Origin of the sequence: Pedobacter duraquae, assembly GCF_004362245.1 — a bacterium.
Classification (GTDB): domain Bacteria; phylum Bacteroidota; class Bacteroidia; order Sphingobacteriales; family Sphingobacteriaceae; genus Pedobacter; species Pedobacter duraquae.
The window spans coordinates 324520-343211 of sequence record NZ_SNWM01000001.1; the positions used below are offsets into that span (position 1 = coordinate 324520).

An 18692-nucleotide genomic window follows, 5' to 3' on the forward strand; every position below is an offset into this window, starting at 1 on the left:
TTTTTATAGAAGTTAGAATCCCAATAATAACAGTTAAACACTTGCATTGTTTGATGAATCAAGCCACCACGCATCTGAAGGATAGTGGGCATCTAAAACTACAGCCTCACCTAACATTGGCGTTGTTATCGATTGTCTGATAATTGAAGCGTGCGCTACAGCCCTGATCACAGGTTCGTTCCAAGGATGACGGGCAAGGGTAAATTTCCCCCAGTGTACTGGTAAAAGATATTTAGCTTTCAAATCGATTGCAGCCTGAATAGTTTCTTCAGGAAACATATGGATAAAAGGCCAGTAAGCATTGTACTGCCCGCATTCTAAAATTGCAATATCAAAAGGTCCATATGTCTTTCCTATTTTCTCGAAGTGCGTATCGTATCCTGAGTCTCCTCCTAAATAAATCTTATGCGCGGATGTTTGCAGGAAAAACGACGACCAGGCAGTTTGATTCCGTTTAAAACCTCTACCTGCAAAATGCCGGGCTGGAAGGGCGGTAACTTCAAATCCATAACTACTTTTAAAATTTTCGTACCAGGCTAATTCTACAATTTTATCATTTGGAATCCCCCACCGCTCAAGATGAGAACCCACGCCAATAGAGGTGATAAAAAGTGTGGCCCGGGAGGTTAACTTAAGGATGGTTTGGTAATCCATGTGATCGTAATGATCGTGGGTAATAAGCACCACATCCAAGTCAGGAAAGTCTTCTGCTTTCATAAAGTCTGTCCCGGGATAATTGAGGTTGCCCATGAATGAAAAAGGGGAAGTTCGTTTACTGAAAACAGGATCGACCAAAATGGATCGTCCGTCGGCCTGAATCAGATAGGAAGAATGACCAAACCAGGTTATCTTTGGCGTATCAACAAAATTGAAATCAGGATATTTATGTGGAAGTGTCCCTGTTGGGGTACCACCAATATTTTTTTTGAATAAACTTCGTAATAAGTCGAAATAGGTAGCACCAGGTGCAAGTTGCGGTGTATGTGACAAATTCTGTATGGCACCATCATCATAGTTTGGTAAACCTTTTACCCGAATCAGGCGTTCACCTGCGGGCAGCTTACCAAAAACCGGAAGTTGTAATACATAAAAGGTCAGCGCGATGAATAAACCAATGCCAATAGTACAGCATAATAAAATGGACAGCACCTAGTTTGTCTGGCCCAAAAAGTGTGCAATCTTGTTGAGTAGCTCTTCCATATCAAAAGGTTTTTCCAGAAAGTCATCGGCGCCGGCATCTTTTGCAGAACGCTCAAGTTCTGTACTTGCGGAAATCATAATAATCGGCATATTTTTACTGAACTCTCTCTTTTTAAGTTCTTTACAAACATCTCTTCCGTCTGTTCCAGACATCCATATATCTAATAAAAGCAGATCAGGAAGTTGGTCAGTTATCTCAAGTACAGTAGCACCATCAGACGTTGAACTAACATCGTAACCGCCGAATTCCAACATAGCTGTAACTGCATCGAGGATCCCAGGATCGTCATCGGCAATCATTACTTTTTTAAGCATGTTCATTTAGTAAAGTGTAGTCATATTTTAAAACCGGGAACACAACAAAAATAATACCACTATACAGTCTCCTGGACAGGTGGAGTTATTTTACCAGAAATGGAAGCACCGCTGGTTAACAGGTCATGGGTAATCTCACGCGTATAGGCTGTAATCTCTGCCTTAAAGTCCGCAACTGACGCTCCGGAGCGAATTTCCTCGAGCCGTTTCTCCCATTGCCCGGTCAGTTCAGCCTGTGCTATTTTCTGGTCTTTAACCACATCGTAAACTGCAAGCCCCTTGGCACTGGGTACCAAATTCCTTTTCTCTCTCTTAATGTATTCTCTGGTGATCAGCGTTTCAATAATTGAGGCCCTTGTTGCCGGTGTTCCTAAACCACTATCTTTCATAGCATAACGCAACTCTTCATCTTCAATTTCTTTACCTGACGTTTCAAGTGCCTTGAGCAGTGATGCTTCATTGTATAAAGGCTTAGGCTTCGTCTGTTTCTCAAGCAAAGTTTTTTCGGGTACTGGCAATTGTACACCTTTTTTGACCTTAGGCAGGGAAACACTGTCCTCTTCTTTATCATCATCCGTCGCGTTCAGTACGGATCTCCATCCCGCTGACCGGATAACGGTACCGTTGGCCACGAATTCACTGCCTGACTCGATCGTAATCTTGGTAATTTCCTTTACGCATTCCTGATGGAAAGATTCCAGCATCCTACCCAAGACCATATCATAGACTGCTTGTTTATCACTACTGAGTTGGTAAGGTTTTTCGCCTGTAGGTAATATAGCGTGGTGATCTGTAACTTTTTTAGCATTAACACTACGTTTGTTAAGTGGTATTGTTCCAAGAAATTCTGCCGCCTTTCCGAATTCAGGATGATCTTTTGCTAAATCAATCAGGCGGGGTACGCCAGCGAAGACATCATCTCCTATATAGCGACTTCCCGTACGCGGATAAGAGACTAGTTTGCTCTCGTAGAGTCCCTGTAACAATGTCAACGTCTGATCAGCAGTAAACCCTTTCTTCTTATTCGCCTCCTGCTGGAGGCTACTTAAATCATGCAGCAAGGGAGGTGGTTCTTTTCTGGGCTTGGACTCAACGCCCGTTACATTTCCGCCGGCAGGAAATCCTGAAGCGACATCACGAACGCGTAGTAATGCGGCCTCGGCGTCTTCTTTTTTGTCGTAGCTCAGCAAGGACATCGCTTTAAACTGCAGCCCTTCCTGATCCAGCAAGATACTCAACTGATAAAATATCTTAGGCACAAAATTCTGTATCTCCAAGTATCTTGCACAAATTAGCGCCAATGTTGGCGTCTGTACCCTTCCAAGCGAAAGCACCGATCTGTTTCCTGCGGATATACTAAGTGCCTGCGTGGCGTTCATGCCAACAAGCCAATCTGATTGTGACCGGCAGTGAGCCGAGTTGAACAACGTATCATAATCAGTTCCAGGTTTTAAGTTCCGAAAACCTTCTTTGATAGCCTCATCTGTTTGAGAAGAAATCCACAAGCGCTTAAACGGCTTTTTACATTTTAGGTAATAATATATATATCGAAAGATTAGCTCACCCTCACGTCCCGCATCCGTTGCGACAATGATTTCCGTTGCCTCATCAAAGAGCATTTTTATAGTATTTAACTGTTTGCGTACTGCGGGGTCTTCGACATATCCATCTTTAGTCTTTATTTTACGAACAGAAAGTTTAAATTTCTGAGGAAGCATTGGCAAATGTTGTTTTCTCCAGCCTATAAAACCGTATTCCTGTGGAGCAGCGAGCTGAAGCAAATGGCCGAACGCCCAGGTAAAAGAATACCCTTTACCTTCTATATATCCATCCTTCTTGACTGTAGCCCCAAAAACTTTAGCTAATTCGCGGCCTACAGATGGCTTTTCAGCAATCACAATCTTCATAATTCTTCAAAAATATCAATTCCAGCCTTAAATGTGGCACAGTGTGCATCAACAATATCTCTAATGCTGCTGGAATACCCTCCTCCCATGCTTACTTGTACCGGAAGATTTTGCCGTTTACAATAGGCAAATACCATTTCGTCGCGTTGCCGGCACGCTGACCTGCTGAGTTTTAGCTTACCAAGTTTATCTGTACCGAGTACGTCTACGCCGGCAAGATAAAACACAAAATCTGGTTTTAAATTACTTTCAAAAAAATTCAGCGACAGCCGCAACCTATCGAGATATTCGGCATCAAGACAACCATCATCAAGTCCGACGTCTAAATCAGACTTTTCTTTTCTGAAAGGGAAGTTATTCTCGCCATGCATAGAAAAAGTAAACACATTACTGCAACGATTAAAAATTTGGGCCGTTCCATTTCCTTGATGTACATCTAAATCGATTATTAATATGTTATGACTTAATTTATTATTTAATAGATAGTTGGCAGCAACAGCCTGATCATTCAGAAGACAAAATCCTTCACCCCAATTGCTGCCGGCATGATGCGTTCCGCCTGCAACATTAAAGGCAATACCATATTTTTTGGCTAGTAACGCTCCTTGAATAGTACCTTGAACAATTCGACACTCACGATCTATCAGCTGTTTTGTAAGCGGGAAACCGATACGCCGCTGTTCCTTAGCAGGTAAAGCCAATTCTTTTAGACTCTGCCAATAAGAGCGCTGGTGTGCGAGGCATATCACTTCCTCAGATACAAGATCAGGACTAAAAAATTGTTGTTGCTTTACAATTCCCTGATGTAGCAACTGTTCTGGAATTAACTCATACTTTAACATAGGAAACCGATGACCTTCTGGCAGCGGATGAGCATAGGATCCATGGAAGGCAATTTTAATCATTAGGCAGGCTATTACAAATAGCTAACAATTGCTGACCTATTTGAAAGATCTCTACGAAGGTATTGTATAAAGGCACAGGGCTCAAACGAATTACGTTAGGTTCTCTCCAATCTCCGAGAATGTTACGTTTAACTAACTCCCCGAAGATTTCTTTAGCGTGTTTAGTCGCAACAATCGACAACTGCGCTCCCCGCTGTTCGATATCTTCTGGGGTTATAATTTTAAACTGTTCAAAATGAAGACTTTTATTAACCTCATTTATAATAAAATAAAGATATCCAGTTAATCTAATACTTTTATCTCTCAAAGGTCCCATAAATCCAGCCTTTTTAAAGATACCCAAAGCGGCCGAATACATGGACATTGGTATAACTTGTCCGCAACTCACTTGCCATCCGTCGGCTCCCGGCTCAGGTATAAAGCCCTTTTCCATTTTAAAACGAATATTTTCCTGATATCCCCACCAGCCAGCAAAGCGATTCAGTGTTTTATCCTTGAAATGCTTTTCATGTACAAATATGGCACTTATACCTCCCGGCCCGCCGTTTTGATATTTATAGGAGCACCAACATGCAAAATCAACTTCCCAATCATGGAGCATCAGAGGAACGTTGCCTGCGGCATGAGCCAAATCGAAGCCAACGATCGCTCCTGCACGATGACCAGATTCTGTTATTGCCTCCATATCAAAAAGTTGTCCTGTGAAGTAATTTACGCCACTAAAAAGCACCAATGCAATTTCCTCGGCACTTGTTTCGATAGCCGCGATAATGTCGGCGGTTTTAAGCGTCAGCGCTCCTCCCTTTGGTGAGACTTCTATTATCGCATCAGCGGGATCGTATCCATGAAACCGGACCTGACTTTCCAATGCATATTGATCCGATGGAAATGCGCCAGCCTCCATAATTATTTTAAACCGTTTACCCGAAGGTTTATAAAAACTTACAAGTAACAGATGTAGATTAACCGTCAATGTATTCATGGGACACACTTCCGACACCACTGCGCCAACCATTGGAGCAAGCAACTCCTTCAATGATTTATGATAATACATCCAAGGCTCTTCTCCCTCAAACCATCCCTCAACAGCAAGATTAGCCCATTGGTCCAACTGACCATGTACGACATTACGTGTAACTTTAGGTTGAAGACCTAAAGAGTTACCACACATATATATTACCGATTCACTTCCTTGCTGTGGAACAATAAATTCGCCTCTTAATTCTTTGAGTGGATCGTCCCGATCCATAGCCTCCGCGAAGGCCAGATTATTTTCAAAATCCATGGTTTCAAATATCCACAAAAAAGGCAGATAATAATTTTACCTGCCTTTTATTTATGAAAAAAATGCTTTTTAGAATTTAATCTGATCGTGATCACCACCCTCGTACTGAGTTCCTGTAACAAGTGCTTTCAAGATATTAAAGACAACCACCATTTTAGAAGAGCTGCTGTCCCAATATTCCGCAGATGCCGGAGTAACCTTAATCAGGATTAATCTCGGATCCTCTACACCGTCAGGAAACCAGGCTTTCACAGCCGCAGAAAAATACGACTCTTTACGAACCTGATCATCAACAAGTTCAGCTTTACCATTTACAGTAATATAGGTGTTGTTTGAGGGACTGCTATACCCTAATGTAATCTCATTTTCTTTAGAAATTTCGGCTGACTTTAGTGAATACTCATTACTAAAAAACCAAATACTCCCATCGTCTTCAACCTTGGCGGTTGCCATGGGACGACTCGAAAAAGCGCCTTTTGCGTCAACAGTAGTAAATAAACAGATTCTGACTTCGTCAATTTTTTCCTTTAATATCGCTATGTTTTTCTCGTTTTTCATGATCGATTGTATATAAATTCAATTTACGAGACAACAGAAATCCAGGAAAAATTGTTTTACTTATTCGGCTTGCTCACGTATTTGTTGCCTTTAACATAATACCTCCAAGGCAAAGATGCATGATCAGCGGCATAGTCGACCCCCACTCTCGGGACAGTAGCTATGTCGTTATCAGGATAGCTCAAGCCTTGATCTTCGATCCACACCTGATCCCCCAACAAATCAGCACCATTTAGCTTCTTATTTATCCCTAATGCCATTGAAAGGGCCCCAGGTCCTGCAGTTATGGACGATTTAATTACTGCCATTTTACGTCTTGCCTGCATCACGTCAAGACCTACAACTGGCTCTAATCCTCTGATTAATACAGCATGAGGACTTCCTTGATCGGCAGTAACCACATTGAACAGATAGTGAATGCCGTAGCATAAATATACGTAAGCTATTCCACCAGATTCATACATAACCTTTGTTCGGTCAGTGAAACGCCCCCCGTAGGCATGAGAAGCTTTATCGACAACTCCTTTATAGGCTTCAGTTTCAACGATTATGCCGGCAGTACAAACCCCGTCAATATCTGTGTACAAATACTTACCCAACAGCTGCCTGGCAATTAAGTTTACGTCATCCTGCTGATAAAAAGAAAAAGGAAGTTTAGCCATGGATTAATCTTAATATTTCAGTTAGATAAACAGCATCAACATCATCGAAATAAGCAAGATATTCACTATCAACATCAAGTACACCTACCATCTCCTCAGCAAGATAAAACGGTAAAACGATCTCTGAACGTGACGCAGAAGCGCAAGCAATATGCCCTGGAAACTGATCTACATCCGGAACGATAATCGTCTCGTTTCTAAGCCAGGCCGAGCCACAAACACCCCGCCCTTTTGCAATGCGTGTACAAGCAACCGGGCCCTGAAATGGCCCTAATACCAATTCATCCCCCTTAATGAGGTAAAATCCAACCCAAAACCAACTAAATTGTTCTTTTAGAGCTGCCGCCACATTAGCGAGGTTCGCAATTAAATCCGTCTCTCCGGCAAGCAAGCCTTTTAACTGAGGTATCAGCGATTGGTACTGTTCTTCTTTACTCAGATCCTTGAGAATTTTCAGGTCTTCAGCCATATTCATGTTTTTTTTTAGAAACACAAATTTACGGATATCCATAACGAATTTGTAATACTGACGTAAAAGCGTAAAAATTAGTAGCTTTGCCACTTTTAGAACGGTTTTCGATGATTAAATATTTAGTAATTATTGGACTAATGTTGTCCAACATCAACTCCTTACAGGCTAAGCAAACTCCTGAGGAGGGGGTTTACCCTTTAAAAATGATCCCAACGCTCCCACTTAAATCTTCTGGGCTTGCTATTGAACCCTCTGCTATTCACAATAACAACGGATCGGGATTAAGCAGCGCATTAGTTGACTTTGGTGGTTACACAGGAACATTTCTGTCAAACAGCGGGATTTTGATTACAACGAGTAATGAAAAAATAAATGCAGCTAAGCCACTCACATTTTCAAAGACAGATAGTTTAAATCAATATTTCTCCGCAGGCGATAAAAACCAGGAGATAGAAGCAAAAGGACTTACATGTACTATTACAGACCCTTACGGCAATACGACGAACATTTTTGATCTCCGATTCGTATACTGTCCGATTACAGAAGCAACAAAAGCTGACAACGGCACAAGAGACTTCATCGTGCTACGCGCATATGTGTCGCAAGAAGGAAGGCCAACTTCGTACTCCCCAGAAAACATTCCATACACACCGACGAAAATCCTGTCGGTTAATGGAAATGGCGCCGCTATGAATGACTTTATATTCTCCCTAGGTTTTTCTAAGGCTAAACGCTATCAAACAAAAGATGAAGTTCTGGCGCTGGAACAACAACAGAAGACAGACCAATGGTTCAACGAACTATACAGCAACATTCCATTGTTACGAATCAGCAAACAAACAAATGACTTTAAGGCCTCTTTAGAGAGTCAGCCTTCATCTAAAAAAGAATCCTATTACCTGCAAAATATTGAAGCCTTCAAGCAAGCACTCTTGTCTAACTATCAAAAGATGCGACTGGATCAGGAGAGAAGCGATTTGGCGAAACTACTGAATTCTTCAACTAATTTAGGACCAGGTATAACTATCGATGCCGTAAAAAAGATTACAGACAGAAGTACTGATATTTCGGCTGCAATCAACGACTTCGTGAATGATACCTGGGGGTTCACAAAACTTAAAGACCAAAAGTACGTATTTGGTAATTTGCTTAAATCGTTCAGGTTATTTTCCGCTTACAACGATGGGTTATTGGTGTTTGAAAATGACATCAGCAAACAATTGAAAAACACAAAAACAGAGCGTGACAACACCTACCAATTAGGGTTACAAAATAGCCGTCTCCTTTTCACGTTCGGCAAAATAAGTAACCCGCCTGTAGCCTTCTCAGGATCCCCAGTCATGAATGCTAAAGGCGAGCTTGTTGGCATCATAAACAACAAGCTAAATATGGTTGATATTAGAACAATCATAGGTGTATCATCAGGCATAAAAAATGGCCAATCTATCCTTGAGGAGTTAGGAATAAATAACTGAAAAACTAAATAAATATGAGAATCATTGCCGAGCTTCCGCATCCAGAATGTAAAATTTCCCTGTTCAATATGAATCAGAAATACATCGTTAAATTTGAACAGGGCACACTTGAACAAAGTTATAAAATATCTGAACTTGACCTCACCGGAGGAGGGGCCAATGAAGTCTTTCAGATACTTGATGATGCGTTCATCTCGACAGTAATTGATCGCTTTAAGACAATGCGAAGCGATTTCTCAAATGCCATTAAGCGCCAAGAGTATTAGTTTATTAAATCTTCATAAGATATTGTAAAATAAACTCTTAAAATTAAGATCAGAATTAAATTTGGATTTTAACGGCCGTTAAAGTTAAGTTCAATCGAATGTCACTACATGGATATGAATCATTAAAATATAAAAACTAAATTATTTATTTGATTAATAATAACTTATAAAAAGACAAAAAATAAAATTCTGTTAGAGCTTATAACCAAATTTATGAGAGGTTTCACTTATTTTGACAAAATAATTTGATTTGGTTGTGCTATAGATTACCTTCAGCATTAAAACAATTTAACACAAACTATTTCACCGAAAGACTGTTTTTAAAACGACGTAAAAAAGCGGAAACACATATTCTATCCATGACTGATCAAGCCTTAAGATTTCTCCGTTTTTTAACCATACTCCCATTCATCTCCATTATTTCACAGAACTTATCTGCCCAGGAGACACCCGTTCGTGAAGACAAGTTTTACAGCGTAAGTGGATTTGGATTTGCGTTTCCAATTGGCGAAACGCGCGACTATCTCGGGCCAAAATTTTCGACCTCCATAGGTGGCCTTCTTGCGCTTGGTAGGAGTAATTTTTTCCTCTATCCAAAGGCCAGTTTACATGCCTATGTATTCGATGAAATAACACCCGATAAAGGATACACAACAGTCATCAAAGATAGTCGCGCAACAACCTATTTAGCCAGCATGGCTATAGGATATAGAAAGACATCTGGCAGGCTTGGATACTACGGATTCCTAGGTGGTGGCGGTGGACTTATTCTGAGCCCTCGGGTCAAGCTGGATGCTCTTAATCAGATTGCGACATTAAACAACAAAGTAAATGGAATGAGTATAATTGAAACCGGAGGCGGAATAGATTATGGTCTGGGATTTACCTTAATTTTTTTCGAAGCAAGTTATATGCGCGGATTTGGCAAAATCCAGGATAAGGTATTTCAATCAATTCCGATTACCTTTGGCATGAAAACTAATTTGAGTAAAGTTTTTTATAAACTGGTCAAATAACACGACAGCATGAAGACGTTGAAATTATTCTTTACATTTATATTCCCTATCCTTTTACTTATTTCCTGCAGTAAGGGAAATGAACATATTACACGAGATCTCGTCACCGCAGCTGTTCCAGTAGGCTTTACCTTCCCTGTTATTACAGACGCCAGTACAAACACAACAATCACAGAAGTAAAAGGAAGCACCAACCTGGATTCCTTAATCAGTGCAGCAACAAACAGCGAATTCAATATAGGAGATATACGGAGTATAAAAATTAGTGCATTAAGGTTAGATGTTTTAAATACAGATACTACATACAACTTCAGGTTGCTGGAAAATCTAACAGTAAAGTTAAAATCCAGAACAGGCGTGTCAAATGAATTAGCGAAAGTGAATACCAATTTTGACTTTATTGCCCCGTCATTAATTGTTCCCATCACAGGACCGGAAGAAGAACTTAAAGATATTTTTAATGGCGGAAATTACACCTATGAATTATCTGGCAAAGTCAGGAGAACAACTCCGGTAAGTTTTAAAGCAACCTTGACCGCACAATACAGGGTCACTTTAGCTAAGTAGTGTAGTATTTCAGAAATTTTCTGTATATTTGCATTACATTATTGTACTATTCTCTATAATCAGCATCCTAACCTGATCTAGGTTGGGTTTCAATTTCTCCTGGCTACTTCATTGTTCCCTCCCGAGAGTTAAACATTGCGATCTATGGCATCCATATTATATATGGAGAGCTACCATAAGTGGATACAGAGCATAGTTATTTATTTACTTAAAAATTGACTATATGGCTAAATCACAGGCTACCTTCATGAAGAAGCAACTCGAAAAGAACAGACAAAAGAAAAAAGAAGATAAAGAACAAAGAAAACAAGAACGTCAGCAAAATTCTGCTGGTGGAGACTTGGAAAGTATGATGGCATACGTCAATGAGTTTGGCGAAATCGTATCTACTCCTCCTGAGAAAAAATAAATAAAAAGGCCGTTTCACAAAACGGCCTTTTTATTTTCAAACCAAATCCCCTGATATCCGTTACACAATTGCCATTCACCAATTATTAAGTGAACACGATTCTGTGTTGTCCGTTTACCGAAAATGAACGAAACGAACAGGCTTGTATTGGCTAAAGCTAACCAAATTACTTTTATGTTTAATCAGCGTTGACAATGTCAGCGCTAATCCAATGCTGTTTTAAACGTCTCTTGAAACTGACCATTTGATTAAGCCGGCTTACTACAAGCCAAAAGATTATTTGCATGCTGACAACTACGATTCCGATATTAAAGGAACAATACAAGTTAAACCCGGATAGGATAGCCATCATATTCAAAGATGAGCATATTAATTACGGGGCATTAAACAGAAAGATAAATCAACTTGCCGCACTTTTTAAGCAAGGCGGGTATGGTAAAGGTGATGTCATTGCCGTTTCTGTAGACCGCTCAATACAGATGGTTATTACTTTTATAGCTATCATGAAAGCTGGAGCCGCCTATCTCCCATTGGATCCAGGTTACCCAAAAAAACGATTAGAATATATGCTTGTTGACGCACAGGCAAAATTATTGATCACCGACGAAAAATATCAAAAATCACTTAATTTCCCTGGTGCTGAAATACTAATCGATGATATTTTCTCCTTGCTTGATGATTATCCCGCTGCAGGCAGTACAGAGGAGCCTTCAGATACTGATCTTGCCTATATACTTTATACATCAGGATCTACAGGCTTGCCCAAAGGTGTTATGATTGAACACCGAAGTCTACGCAATTTACTAACCAGCATGCAGGAGTTCCCAGGGATAACAAAAGAGGACAGACTGCTGGCTTTAACGACAGTATCGTTCGATATCTCTGTACTCGAGCTATTTCTTCCATTAACAGTGGGGGCAACATTGGTTTTGGCTGATAGTGCTACTGCTAAGGATGGTACAGCGATCCTCAAAGCAATAGAACGAAACGGAATTAACTTTATTCAGGCCACTCCTTCAAGTTACAAACTGATGCTGATGGCCGGATGGGAGACGAAATACGACATGAAAGTGCTTTGTTGCGGTGAACAATTACCAAAAGAACTGGCAGAAAAAATCCTTCCACGCTGTACAGCGTTGTTCAATATGTATGGGCCAACAGAGACCACCATTTATTCTACCGGAAAACAGATTACATCTATTGAAGACATCACGATTGGTAGACCCATTAGAAATACTAACGTAGTAATCCTTAATGCTTGTCAGAACCCGATGCCCAATGGAAGGACAGGTGAAATCTGTATAGGGGGCTTAGGTCTCGCAAAAGGATACTTCAACAATCCTGGGCTGACTGCCTCGAAGTTTATCAGCTTCCCTCAGAACGGTGATTTTGAGGGCAGGATTTACAGAACCGGCGATTTAGGCAAGATTCTTCCAAATGGCGAAATACAATGTTTTGGAAGAATTGACAACCAGGTAAAAATTAGAGGTTACCGGATAGAACTTGGTGAAATAGATTATAGTTTATCACATCTCGAGCATATTAAAGAGGCATTGGCATCTACCTGGGAAGGATCAAATGGTGACATTAGAATCATTGCCTACGTTAGTACGGATAGCATTGTAGACGAAAAAAACCTGGATTCCTGGATTGGGGCTTGGAAAGAAACTCTTAAAACGGCTATCCCAGGCTTTATGATGCCGAATGACTTTATGCTAATAGAAAACTTCCCGCTAACAGCAAATGGAAAAATTGACAGGAAAGCGTTACCCACACCGGCTATTCGATTGCGCCGGGTGGCTGAGGATCTGGAATTACCGCAGACTGAATTACAGGTTCAGCTTAAGCAGATATGGTGTACTTACCTTGGATTGAATAATGTTGGAATTCACGACGATTTCTTTGATATAGGAGGTGATTCCCTGTCTGCTGTTCGCGTAACTGTGGCAATCAAAAATAATACAGGCAAGCATTTGCCTTTAGGTGCACTTTTTAAATACAAGACCATTGCGGAACTCTCTTCATTAATGGACAATATCAAACCATTTGCATTTGATTCCCTTGTGCCATTAAAGCCCGGAGGCTCCAAAAACCCATTATATATAGTACATGGAGTTGGCGCCACTGTTTTTGCCTTTTTGGATCTTGCAAACCGACTTGCAAATGATCAGCCTGTCTATGGTTTACAGTCACGCGGAATCGACGGACACGAAGAACCATTACTGACTATAGAAGAAATGGCCTCGGCATATATTAAGGAAATTATCAAACAAAATCCAGATGGACCATATCTCTTAGCAGGATACTCTCAAGGCGGCTTGATTGCATTTGAGATGGCACGTCAGATGATAAAAATGGGTCGTATAGTACAATTCCTTGGTTTATTTGATTCCTATGTTCCAAAGGGTGCAATCTCATCATCTGGGATTTTAGCGCGTATAAATAGCAGCATCTCCGATATCTCCGCTACCCTGTATCGGAAATTCCTTGCGGCCAGGCCAACAGCGCAACACCTTGCCCACGAAGATGACATGGATACCAACTTTAAGGCTGTAGCGAAAGTAACCCGAGCTAACGAAATCGCCAGTCTTTCATACCATTTAAAAAAGTCAGACATCTCGGTGCATTACTTTATGGCCACGAAGCCTTCTGTGGTAATTAATTATCTACGGTATCAGGCATGGAAGCCTTTTGTGAAAGAAGTCTTCCTTCATAGGATCCGCGGCAATCATTTTACTATTTTCGAACATGCTTTGAACGAAAAGTTTGCACGTAAATTACAGAATGCACTCGATGGTACATCCTAATTCTATTTGCGCACTGCTTTTTCCCAAATCACAGACTGCTCTCCAAAAAAGAAACGGAATAAACCTGCCATAACTGCGTAATTCATCACACAGAAATAATAGGGAATAAAAAATAATTTCACTTTCATTTTTCTGGTCTCCATGACTTTACCAAGGTATGCGGCCAGATAAAAGAAAACTTGCCCAGCAAACAGCAAATCGTAAATTAATCCGGCATGCAATACTGCTAGCCACCCATTTAGCACAAATGTGAGCACCATTAACAAGGGTGTTATCGTCCATCTCAACACCCTGTGACTGATGTATTGAAAACTAAGCACCGGAAATTTAAATGGATTTAACAGTGCGCTTAACCAGATTACCGATTGTATGCCTCCGGCGGCAATACGGACTTTCCTTTTTAATTCTTCAGCGATGTTAGCCGACGAACTTTCCTGTGCATATGCGTCGGGTTCATAAATAATCTGATACCCTTTTTCCGCAATCCTCATCGAGATCATAAAATCGTCTAACACACTATTTGCAGGAACTGGCTGATAAAGATTTTTCCTGACGCTAAAAAGTTCTCCTGCTGCTCCTACAACAGAGTAAAGTTCTGAATCCCACTCTTTAAGTTTTGATTCATATTTCCAATAAAAGCCCTCGCCGGCAGTGGCGTCTGCATTTTCCTCAATCAATACGCGTTTTTCACCAGCAACAGCACCTACTCCTGGCTCTGCGTAATGGCGGCACATCAAAACCAATGCATCTTTGTTCAGAAAGGTATTTGCATCAGTAAAAACAACTAATTCGGTCGTAACATGTTCAATAGCACGGTGGACGGCCGAAATCTTTCCCTTTCTAGCGGTATCGTGTAATAATTTGATAGCTGGATATTCGGCCACAATCTCCGGAGTCCTGTCAGATGAGCCATCTGTAACAAAAATCAGCTCCAGCTTTCCTTCTGGATAGTTTAGCTGCAAGGTATTTTTTATTTTTTCATGAATAAAGTCTTCCTCATTATAAGCAGCAACAATCAGTGTACAACTAGGTAAATCGTCAAATAGAAATTTCTTCCTGTTAACTGGCGTGAAAATCCTTTTTAAACGCACAAGGAGGTACAATACTATTCCATAACCGAAGAATGTATAAAATACCAGAAACAGAGAAATCCAGAATAGAATAATCATTATATATTAAAGTTTATATCCAAGTTCTTTACTTGATTTTGAATGAGTGAAATTCCACCATATGGCACTCAACAAAACCTTGCTGTATGCTGCGTAGCCATCTTTGAAATATTTCATGATATTTCGGGGAGCTACAAACAGGACAAAGTAAATCATAAAAAACAATGTTTGAAGCAGTCCGGCATTCCTTCTGATAAACAAGATCCTATTTCTATTCATAAAATATTCTTTAAGTGCGCTGTTTTTGCCCACTGATAGCGATTCTTTATGAAGGATCACCGCATTGGTGTTTACCCAGATTTCGAATCCAGCCTTCTTAATCAATTCGCACCAGTCCATTTCCTCGTAATAAAGAAAAAAATTTTCAGCCATTGCCCCTGTCTTTTCCAGTGCTTCGCGCGTAATCATCATTGCGGCACCATGCGCATAACCAGTTGGTCCGATGATATGATCATATTGCCCTTCATCAATTTCAAATTGCCCGACACACCTATTTCTGCAGGTATAATAGTTCATTGGTGTAAAACCAACGTACTGGATAATTTCGGGTGCATCAAAATAAAGAATTTTTGGAGAAATAATTCCAATTCGATTATTCCCTTTCAACGTATCTGCAAGCTGTTCAATTAATTCTGGCCTGAATTCTGTATCGTTATTTACCAGGAAGAGCAAATCTCCCTTTGCCACGTCGATTCCCAGATTATTTCCTCCTGCAAAGCCTAGATTTTTTGCGGAGCGAATAAAGGTAATTCCGGGATAAGCGGAGAGAAATAGGGGTTCTGGATTCTCCTTACTTCCATTATCGACAACGATAATTTCAAGATCGAATTTGGAATCATAGTCGGCAATCGACTTGAGCAAAGCCAGCGTAGCCTCTGGCTGATTAAAATTAACGGTAATGATAGAAATCAGAGACATTTATTCTTATTTTGCATAATTAAGCGCGCGGACATTTTGACAGAGAAAACTAAACTTACTGAAGATTTAATACAATTAAAGCATCTTGAAGCCAAAGATGAAGAATTATTTCAAAAACTAGGCGAATTTATGGCTCTACTTGATCAAAGTAAGCTGGATTCAAAAAATATACAAGAAATTCAGGATACCATCAATACAGCAATAGAACGCAAAGTCAAGAGTGAAGACGTAATCAATGAGATCAAGCAAATCTCTATGGCTAATCTGGATAAGCTTGATCAGCTCGATCAATTGGAATTTCTTTTGACCACACAGCATATCGATTCGCGACAGGTTAAAAAAGTTGTTTTTAAAAATTTCATTTTAAAATTCATCAAAATAATCATAGGTTTTTTGTTGCTTACTTTAGGTTTTGCGATGATCATCTTACCTGCCCCACCATATTTTGAAATGTTTACTATATTTTATTTCAATCCCAATGATGGGGTCACGCTTATGGATGTGATATCATTGATTGTAATTGCTGTAGGAATTTATATTATTGTAAAATCATTTTTTAATTTTAAGCCCAATGAATAAAACCATTCTATTGGTTGATGATGACATGTTTCAGTTGAAGTTGTATGAAAAGCTACTTCAGAACAATGGATACAGTTGCCGTATAGCTTTGTCTGTTGACGAAGCCGAAGCTATCTTACTCAACAATGAAATTCCAGACCTGATCATTTCAGACTATGAGATGCCCGATAAAAATGGTTTCGAGTTTAGAAAAAGGCTGTTAAAAAATGACCTATTAAAAAATGTTCCGTTTCTTTTTTTGACATCGGTAAATGATGAGCATTTTATCCAGCAGGGCCTGGATTTAAAGGCGATAGATTATATGGCTAAAGATATTCCACCGGCACGCATTTTGTCAAAAATCAACAACCTGATGCTTGCGGTAAGGGAACACTACGAACGATCGCTTAGTGAAGTCAAAGGTATAGCCGAAAAATTAAATCTTAGAAATATACCTAAAAAAGCACCAGAACTTAAGAACTTCTCGATTAGTTATTTCAATCAATCCTATCAATATCAGCCCGGCGGCGACTTCATAGATTTTATTCAAATTAACGATCGTTATACTTTTGTAATCCTTGGAGATGTTATGGGGAAAAAGTGGGGCGCATGGTTTTTTTCCTTTAGCTTTTTGAGTTATATCCGATCTGCCATCCGGCTCTGTGTATTTGATGAAACATTTTCGCTTCCCATCATCCTTCATAAGTTGAACAGGGTAATTTATGCTGACGAGTTTCTGAGTGATATCTTCTCCACATTAAGTATTGTGTTGATCGACGATGAGGAAGCTACACTTTGCTATTCAGGAGCAGGAGATTTACCCGTACTAAAGTATGAAGCAGGAACAACTGAAATAGCTGCTTACCAGTCGACAGGCATCTTACTCGGATTTTCTGAAAAAGTCTTTTATGACGACATCAATATAGACCTCCAACCTGGTGAAGAAATGTATCTGATCTCAGACGGAATGATAGATTTTGAAATAGATGGAGAAAAAAAGTCAGACATAAACCTGTTTAAACAAAAACTTCGAGATCTGAAACTACGGAATGAGCCAACTGAGCATATTGTAACCAAGTTATTTAATAAACATACATCACAAATCGACGACTGCAGCATTATAATTATTAAAAGAAAAAAAGATGAATATCAGTAAAGAAAAAAAGGGTGATATCCTTATCCTAACAATTGAAGAAAAAGAAGCGAACCTTTCTAAATCTGAACATTTTAAGGAAATGGTTTTAAGTGAAATAGCGGAGGGAGAAACCAAATTGATCATTTCTTTTGAAAAGGTAGAATATCTCGATAGCTCATTTTTAGGAGCGCTGGTAGCGATATTAAAGAACCTCCTGCCTCTAAATGGCACGCTACGAATCACAGGTTTGAATGCGGATATAAAAAACTTATTTGAACTAACCAGGTTAGATAAAATATTTATATTGAAAGATAATTTAGAAACAGCTTTACAGGATTTTAAATGAAAGAACCCTCATCCATACAAATCGGATTAAAAATCCCAAAAGATGCAGAAGGGATACTTGCGTATGTACATGAGGTGCTGGAATTATTGAAGGCTCAGGTCACATTGGACGAAGACAAGATTAGAAAAATCAAACTAATTCTTGTCGAACTGGTAACCAACTCCATTAAACATTCTGAGGATGAAAATGCGTCTATTGAATTTACATTCAACCACCCTACCCTTACCATACAGAAAGTAGATAAAGGACTACAAATAGAATTTGCAGGAGATTCAGAACAAATTCCATTTGTGGAACTTGACAGGACAATCAAGGTTCATCTGTCAGAATCACAACCCCATCATATTAAGATTCTTGATCCTTATAGATTTAGGTTCGTAGACAATTATAAAGAAGGGATCAGTATTGATTTTCTACCTGAACATTTTGGGTTATATATCATTACTTTAGCATCAGACAGCTTTATATACCAGCATGACCCCGATTTACTGGAAAACCGGTTTATTGTACATCTAAATTTGTGAGCATTTTTCCCCAATTTATCCACAAATCGGGAAATAATTCCACACAAAAAAACATGAATTATAAATAGATATGTAGTATGAAATATATTTTCACAGCTTAAAATCAAATAGTCAACTAAATTTAATCGAATTTTAATTTCCATCCTTTAATTACTCATTTAGGAATAAATTTTGCCTTGTAGAGGGCAATTACATAGA

General features: G+C 39.6%; 20 protein-coding genes. 10 read left to right on the forward strand and 10 right to left on the reverse strand.

Features of this window, described 5'->3' with window-relative positions:
* Window positions 1–33 precede the first annotated feature (33 nt).
* From CLV32_RS01510 to CLV32_RS01545, 8 genes are all read right to left on the reverse strand, one after another.
* Window positions 34–1149, reverse strand: a complete 1116-nt coding sequence (locus CLV32_RS01510) for an MBL fold metallo-hydrolase (protein ID WP_133551681.1) — start codon at window positions 1147–1149, stop codon at window positions 34–36.
* Window positions 1150–1515, reverse strand: coding sequence for a response regulator (locus CLV32_RS01515; protein ID WP_243732209.1), 366 nt, complete (start codon window positions 1513–1515; stop codon window positions 1150–1152).
* Between the two features lie 59 nt (window positions 1516–1574).
* Window positions 1575–3422, reverse strand: coding sequence for a DNA topoisomerase III (topB, locus tag CLV32_RS01520; protein WP_133551685.1), 1848 nt, complete (start codon window positions 3420–3422; stop codon window positions 1575–1577).
* Window positions 3419–4327 (reverse strand): histone deacetylase family protein, encoded by a 909-nt coding sequence (locus CLV32_RS01525; protein ID WP_133551687.1) that lies wholly within the window; start codon window positions 4325–4327, stop codon window positions 3419–3421. Before CLV32_RS01525 ends, topB begins: the two co-directional genes overlap by 4 nt.
* Entirely contained in the window at window positions 4320–5612 is a 1293-nt protein-coding gene (kynU, locus tag CLV32_RS01530; RefSeq protein WP_133551689.1) for a kynureninase, read from the reverse strand. Before kynU ends, CLV32_RS01525 begins: the two co-directional genes overlap by 8 nt.
* A gap of 69 nt (window positions 5613–5681) precedes the next feature.
* Window positions 5682–6170, reverse strand: a complete 489-nt coding sequence (locus CLV32_RS01535; RefSeq protein ID WP_133551691.1) for a pyridoxamine 5'-phosphate oxidase family protein — start codon at window positions 6168–6170, stop codon at window positions 5682–5684.
* Window positions 6171–6226: 56 nt separating this feature from the next.
* Window positions 6227–6832 carry a DNA-3-methyladenine glycosylase gene (locus tag CLV32_RS01540; RefSeq protein WP_133551693.1) on the reverse strand — a complete coding sequence of 202 codons (606 nt, stop codon included), beginning with the start codon at window positions 6830–6832 and terminating at the stop codon, window positions 6227–6229.
* Window positions 6825–7301 (reverse strand): GAF domain-containing protein, encoded by a 477-nt coding sequence (locus CLV32_RS01545; RefSeq protein WP_133553461.1) that lies wholly within the window; start codon window positions 7299–7301, stop codon window positions 6825–6827. The genes CLV32_RS01540 and CLV32_RS01545 overlap by 8 nt, the downstream gene beginning before the upstream one ends.
* Window positions 7302–7411: 110 nt before the next feature.
* Here CLV32_RS01545 and CLV32_RS01550 point away from each other — a divergent pair, with 110 nt between their 5' ends.
* The 6 genes from CLV32_RS01550 (at window position 7412) to CLV32_RS01575 (ending at window position 13844) form a co-directional block, all read left to right on the forward strand.
* Entirely contained in the window at window positions 7412–8779 is a 1368-nt protein-coding gene (locus tag CLV32_RS01550) for a S46 family peptidase (RefSeq protein WP_133551695.1), read from the forward strand.
* 14 nt (window positions 8780–8793) lie between these two features.
* On the forward strand, window positions 8794–9045 hold the full coding sequence (locus CLV32_RS01555) for a hypothetical protein (protein WP_133551697.1): 252 nt from the start codon (window positions 8794–8796) through the stop codon (window positions 9043–9045).
* 359 nt (window positions 9046–9404) lie between these two features.
* Entirely contained in the window at window positions 9405–10061 is a 657-nt protein-coding gene (locus CLV32_RS01560; RefSeq protein ID WP_133551699.1) for a hypothetical protein, read from the forward strand.
* 9 nt (window positions 10062–10070) lie between these two features.
* Complete coding sequence (locus CLV32_RS01565) at window positions 10071–10628, forward strand: hypothetical protein (RefSeq protein ID WP_133551701.1); 558 nt, start codon at window positions 10071–10073, stop codon at window positions 10626–10628.
* A 223-nt stretch (window positions 10629–10851) separates the two neighbouring features.
* A complete protein-coding gene (locus tag CLV32_RS01570; protein ID WP_133551703.1) occupies window positions 10852–11037 on the forward strand; it encodes a hypothetical protein in 186 nt (61 codons plus the stop codon).
* A gap of 284 nt (window positions 11038–11321) precedes the next feature.
* Window positions 11322–13844: a non-ribosomal peptide synthetase gene (locus CLV32_RS01575; protein WP_133551705.1), complete on the forward strand. Its 2523-nt coding sequence runs from the start codon at window positions 11322–11324 to the stop codon at window positions 13842–13844.
* Between the two features lie 2 nt (window positions 13845–13846).
* Here CLV32_RS01575 and CLV32_RS01580 read toward each other — a convergent pair whose 3' ends face one another.
* Together CLV32_RS01580 and CLV32_RS01585 are read right to left on the reverse strand one after the other, a co-directional pair.
* Complete coding sequence (locus CLV32_RS01580) at window positions 13847–15013, reverse strand: glycosyltransferase family 2 protein (protein WP_133551707.1); 1167 nt, start codon at window positions 15011–15013, stop codon at window positions 13847–13849.
* 6 nt (window positions 15014–15019) lie between these two features.
* The gene (locus CLV32_RS01585) at window positions 15020–15931 is read right to left on the reverse strand and encodes a glycosyltransferase family 2 protein (RefSeq protein ID WP_133551709.1); all 912 of its coding nucleotides are present in this window, start codon (window positions 15929–15931) and stop codon (window positions 15020–15022) included.
* A gap of 36 nt (window positions 15932–15967) precedes the next feature.
* On the opposite strand from CLV32_RS01585, the gene CLV32_RS01590 reads away from it, so the two are divergent.
* From CLV32_RS01590 to CLV32_RS01605, 4 genes are read left to right on the forward strand one after another with little or no spacing between them, the layout of a single operon-like run.
* A complete protein-coding gene (locus tag CLV32_RS01590) occupies window positions 15968–16510 on the forward strand; it encodes a hypothetical protein (RefSeq protein ID WP_133551711.1) in 543 nt (180 codons plus the stop codon).
* The gene (locus CLV32_RS01595; protein ID WP_133551713.1) at window positions 16503–17645 is read left to right on the forward strand and encodes a fused response regulator/phosphatase; all 1143 of its coding nucleotides are present in this window, start codon (window positions 16503–16505) and stop codon (window positions 17643–17645) included. Before CLV32_RS01590 ends, CLV32_RS01595 begins: the two co-directional genes overlap by 8 nt.
* Entirely contained in the window at window positions 17632–17970 is a 339-nt protein-coding gene (locus tag CLV32_RS01600) for an STAS domain-containing protein (protein WP_133551715.1), read from the forward strand. The genes CLV32_RS01595 and CLV32_RS01600 overlap by 14 nt, the downstream gene beginning before the upstream one ends.
* Window positions 17967–18494: an ATP-binding protein gene (locus CLV32_RS01605; protein WP_133551717.1), complete on the forward strand. Its 528-nt coding sequence runs from the start codon at window positions 17967–17969 to the stop codon at window positions 18492–18494. Before CLV32_RS01600 ends, CLV32_RS01605 begins: the two co-directional genes overlap by 4 nt.
* Window positions 18495–18692 lie beyond the last annotated feature (198 nt).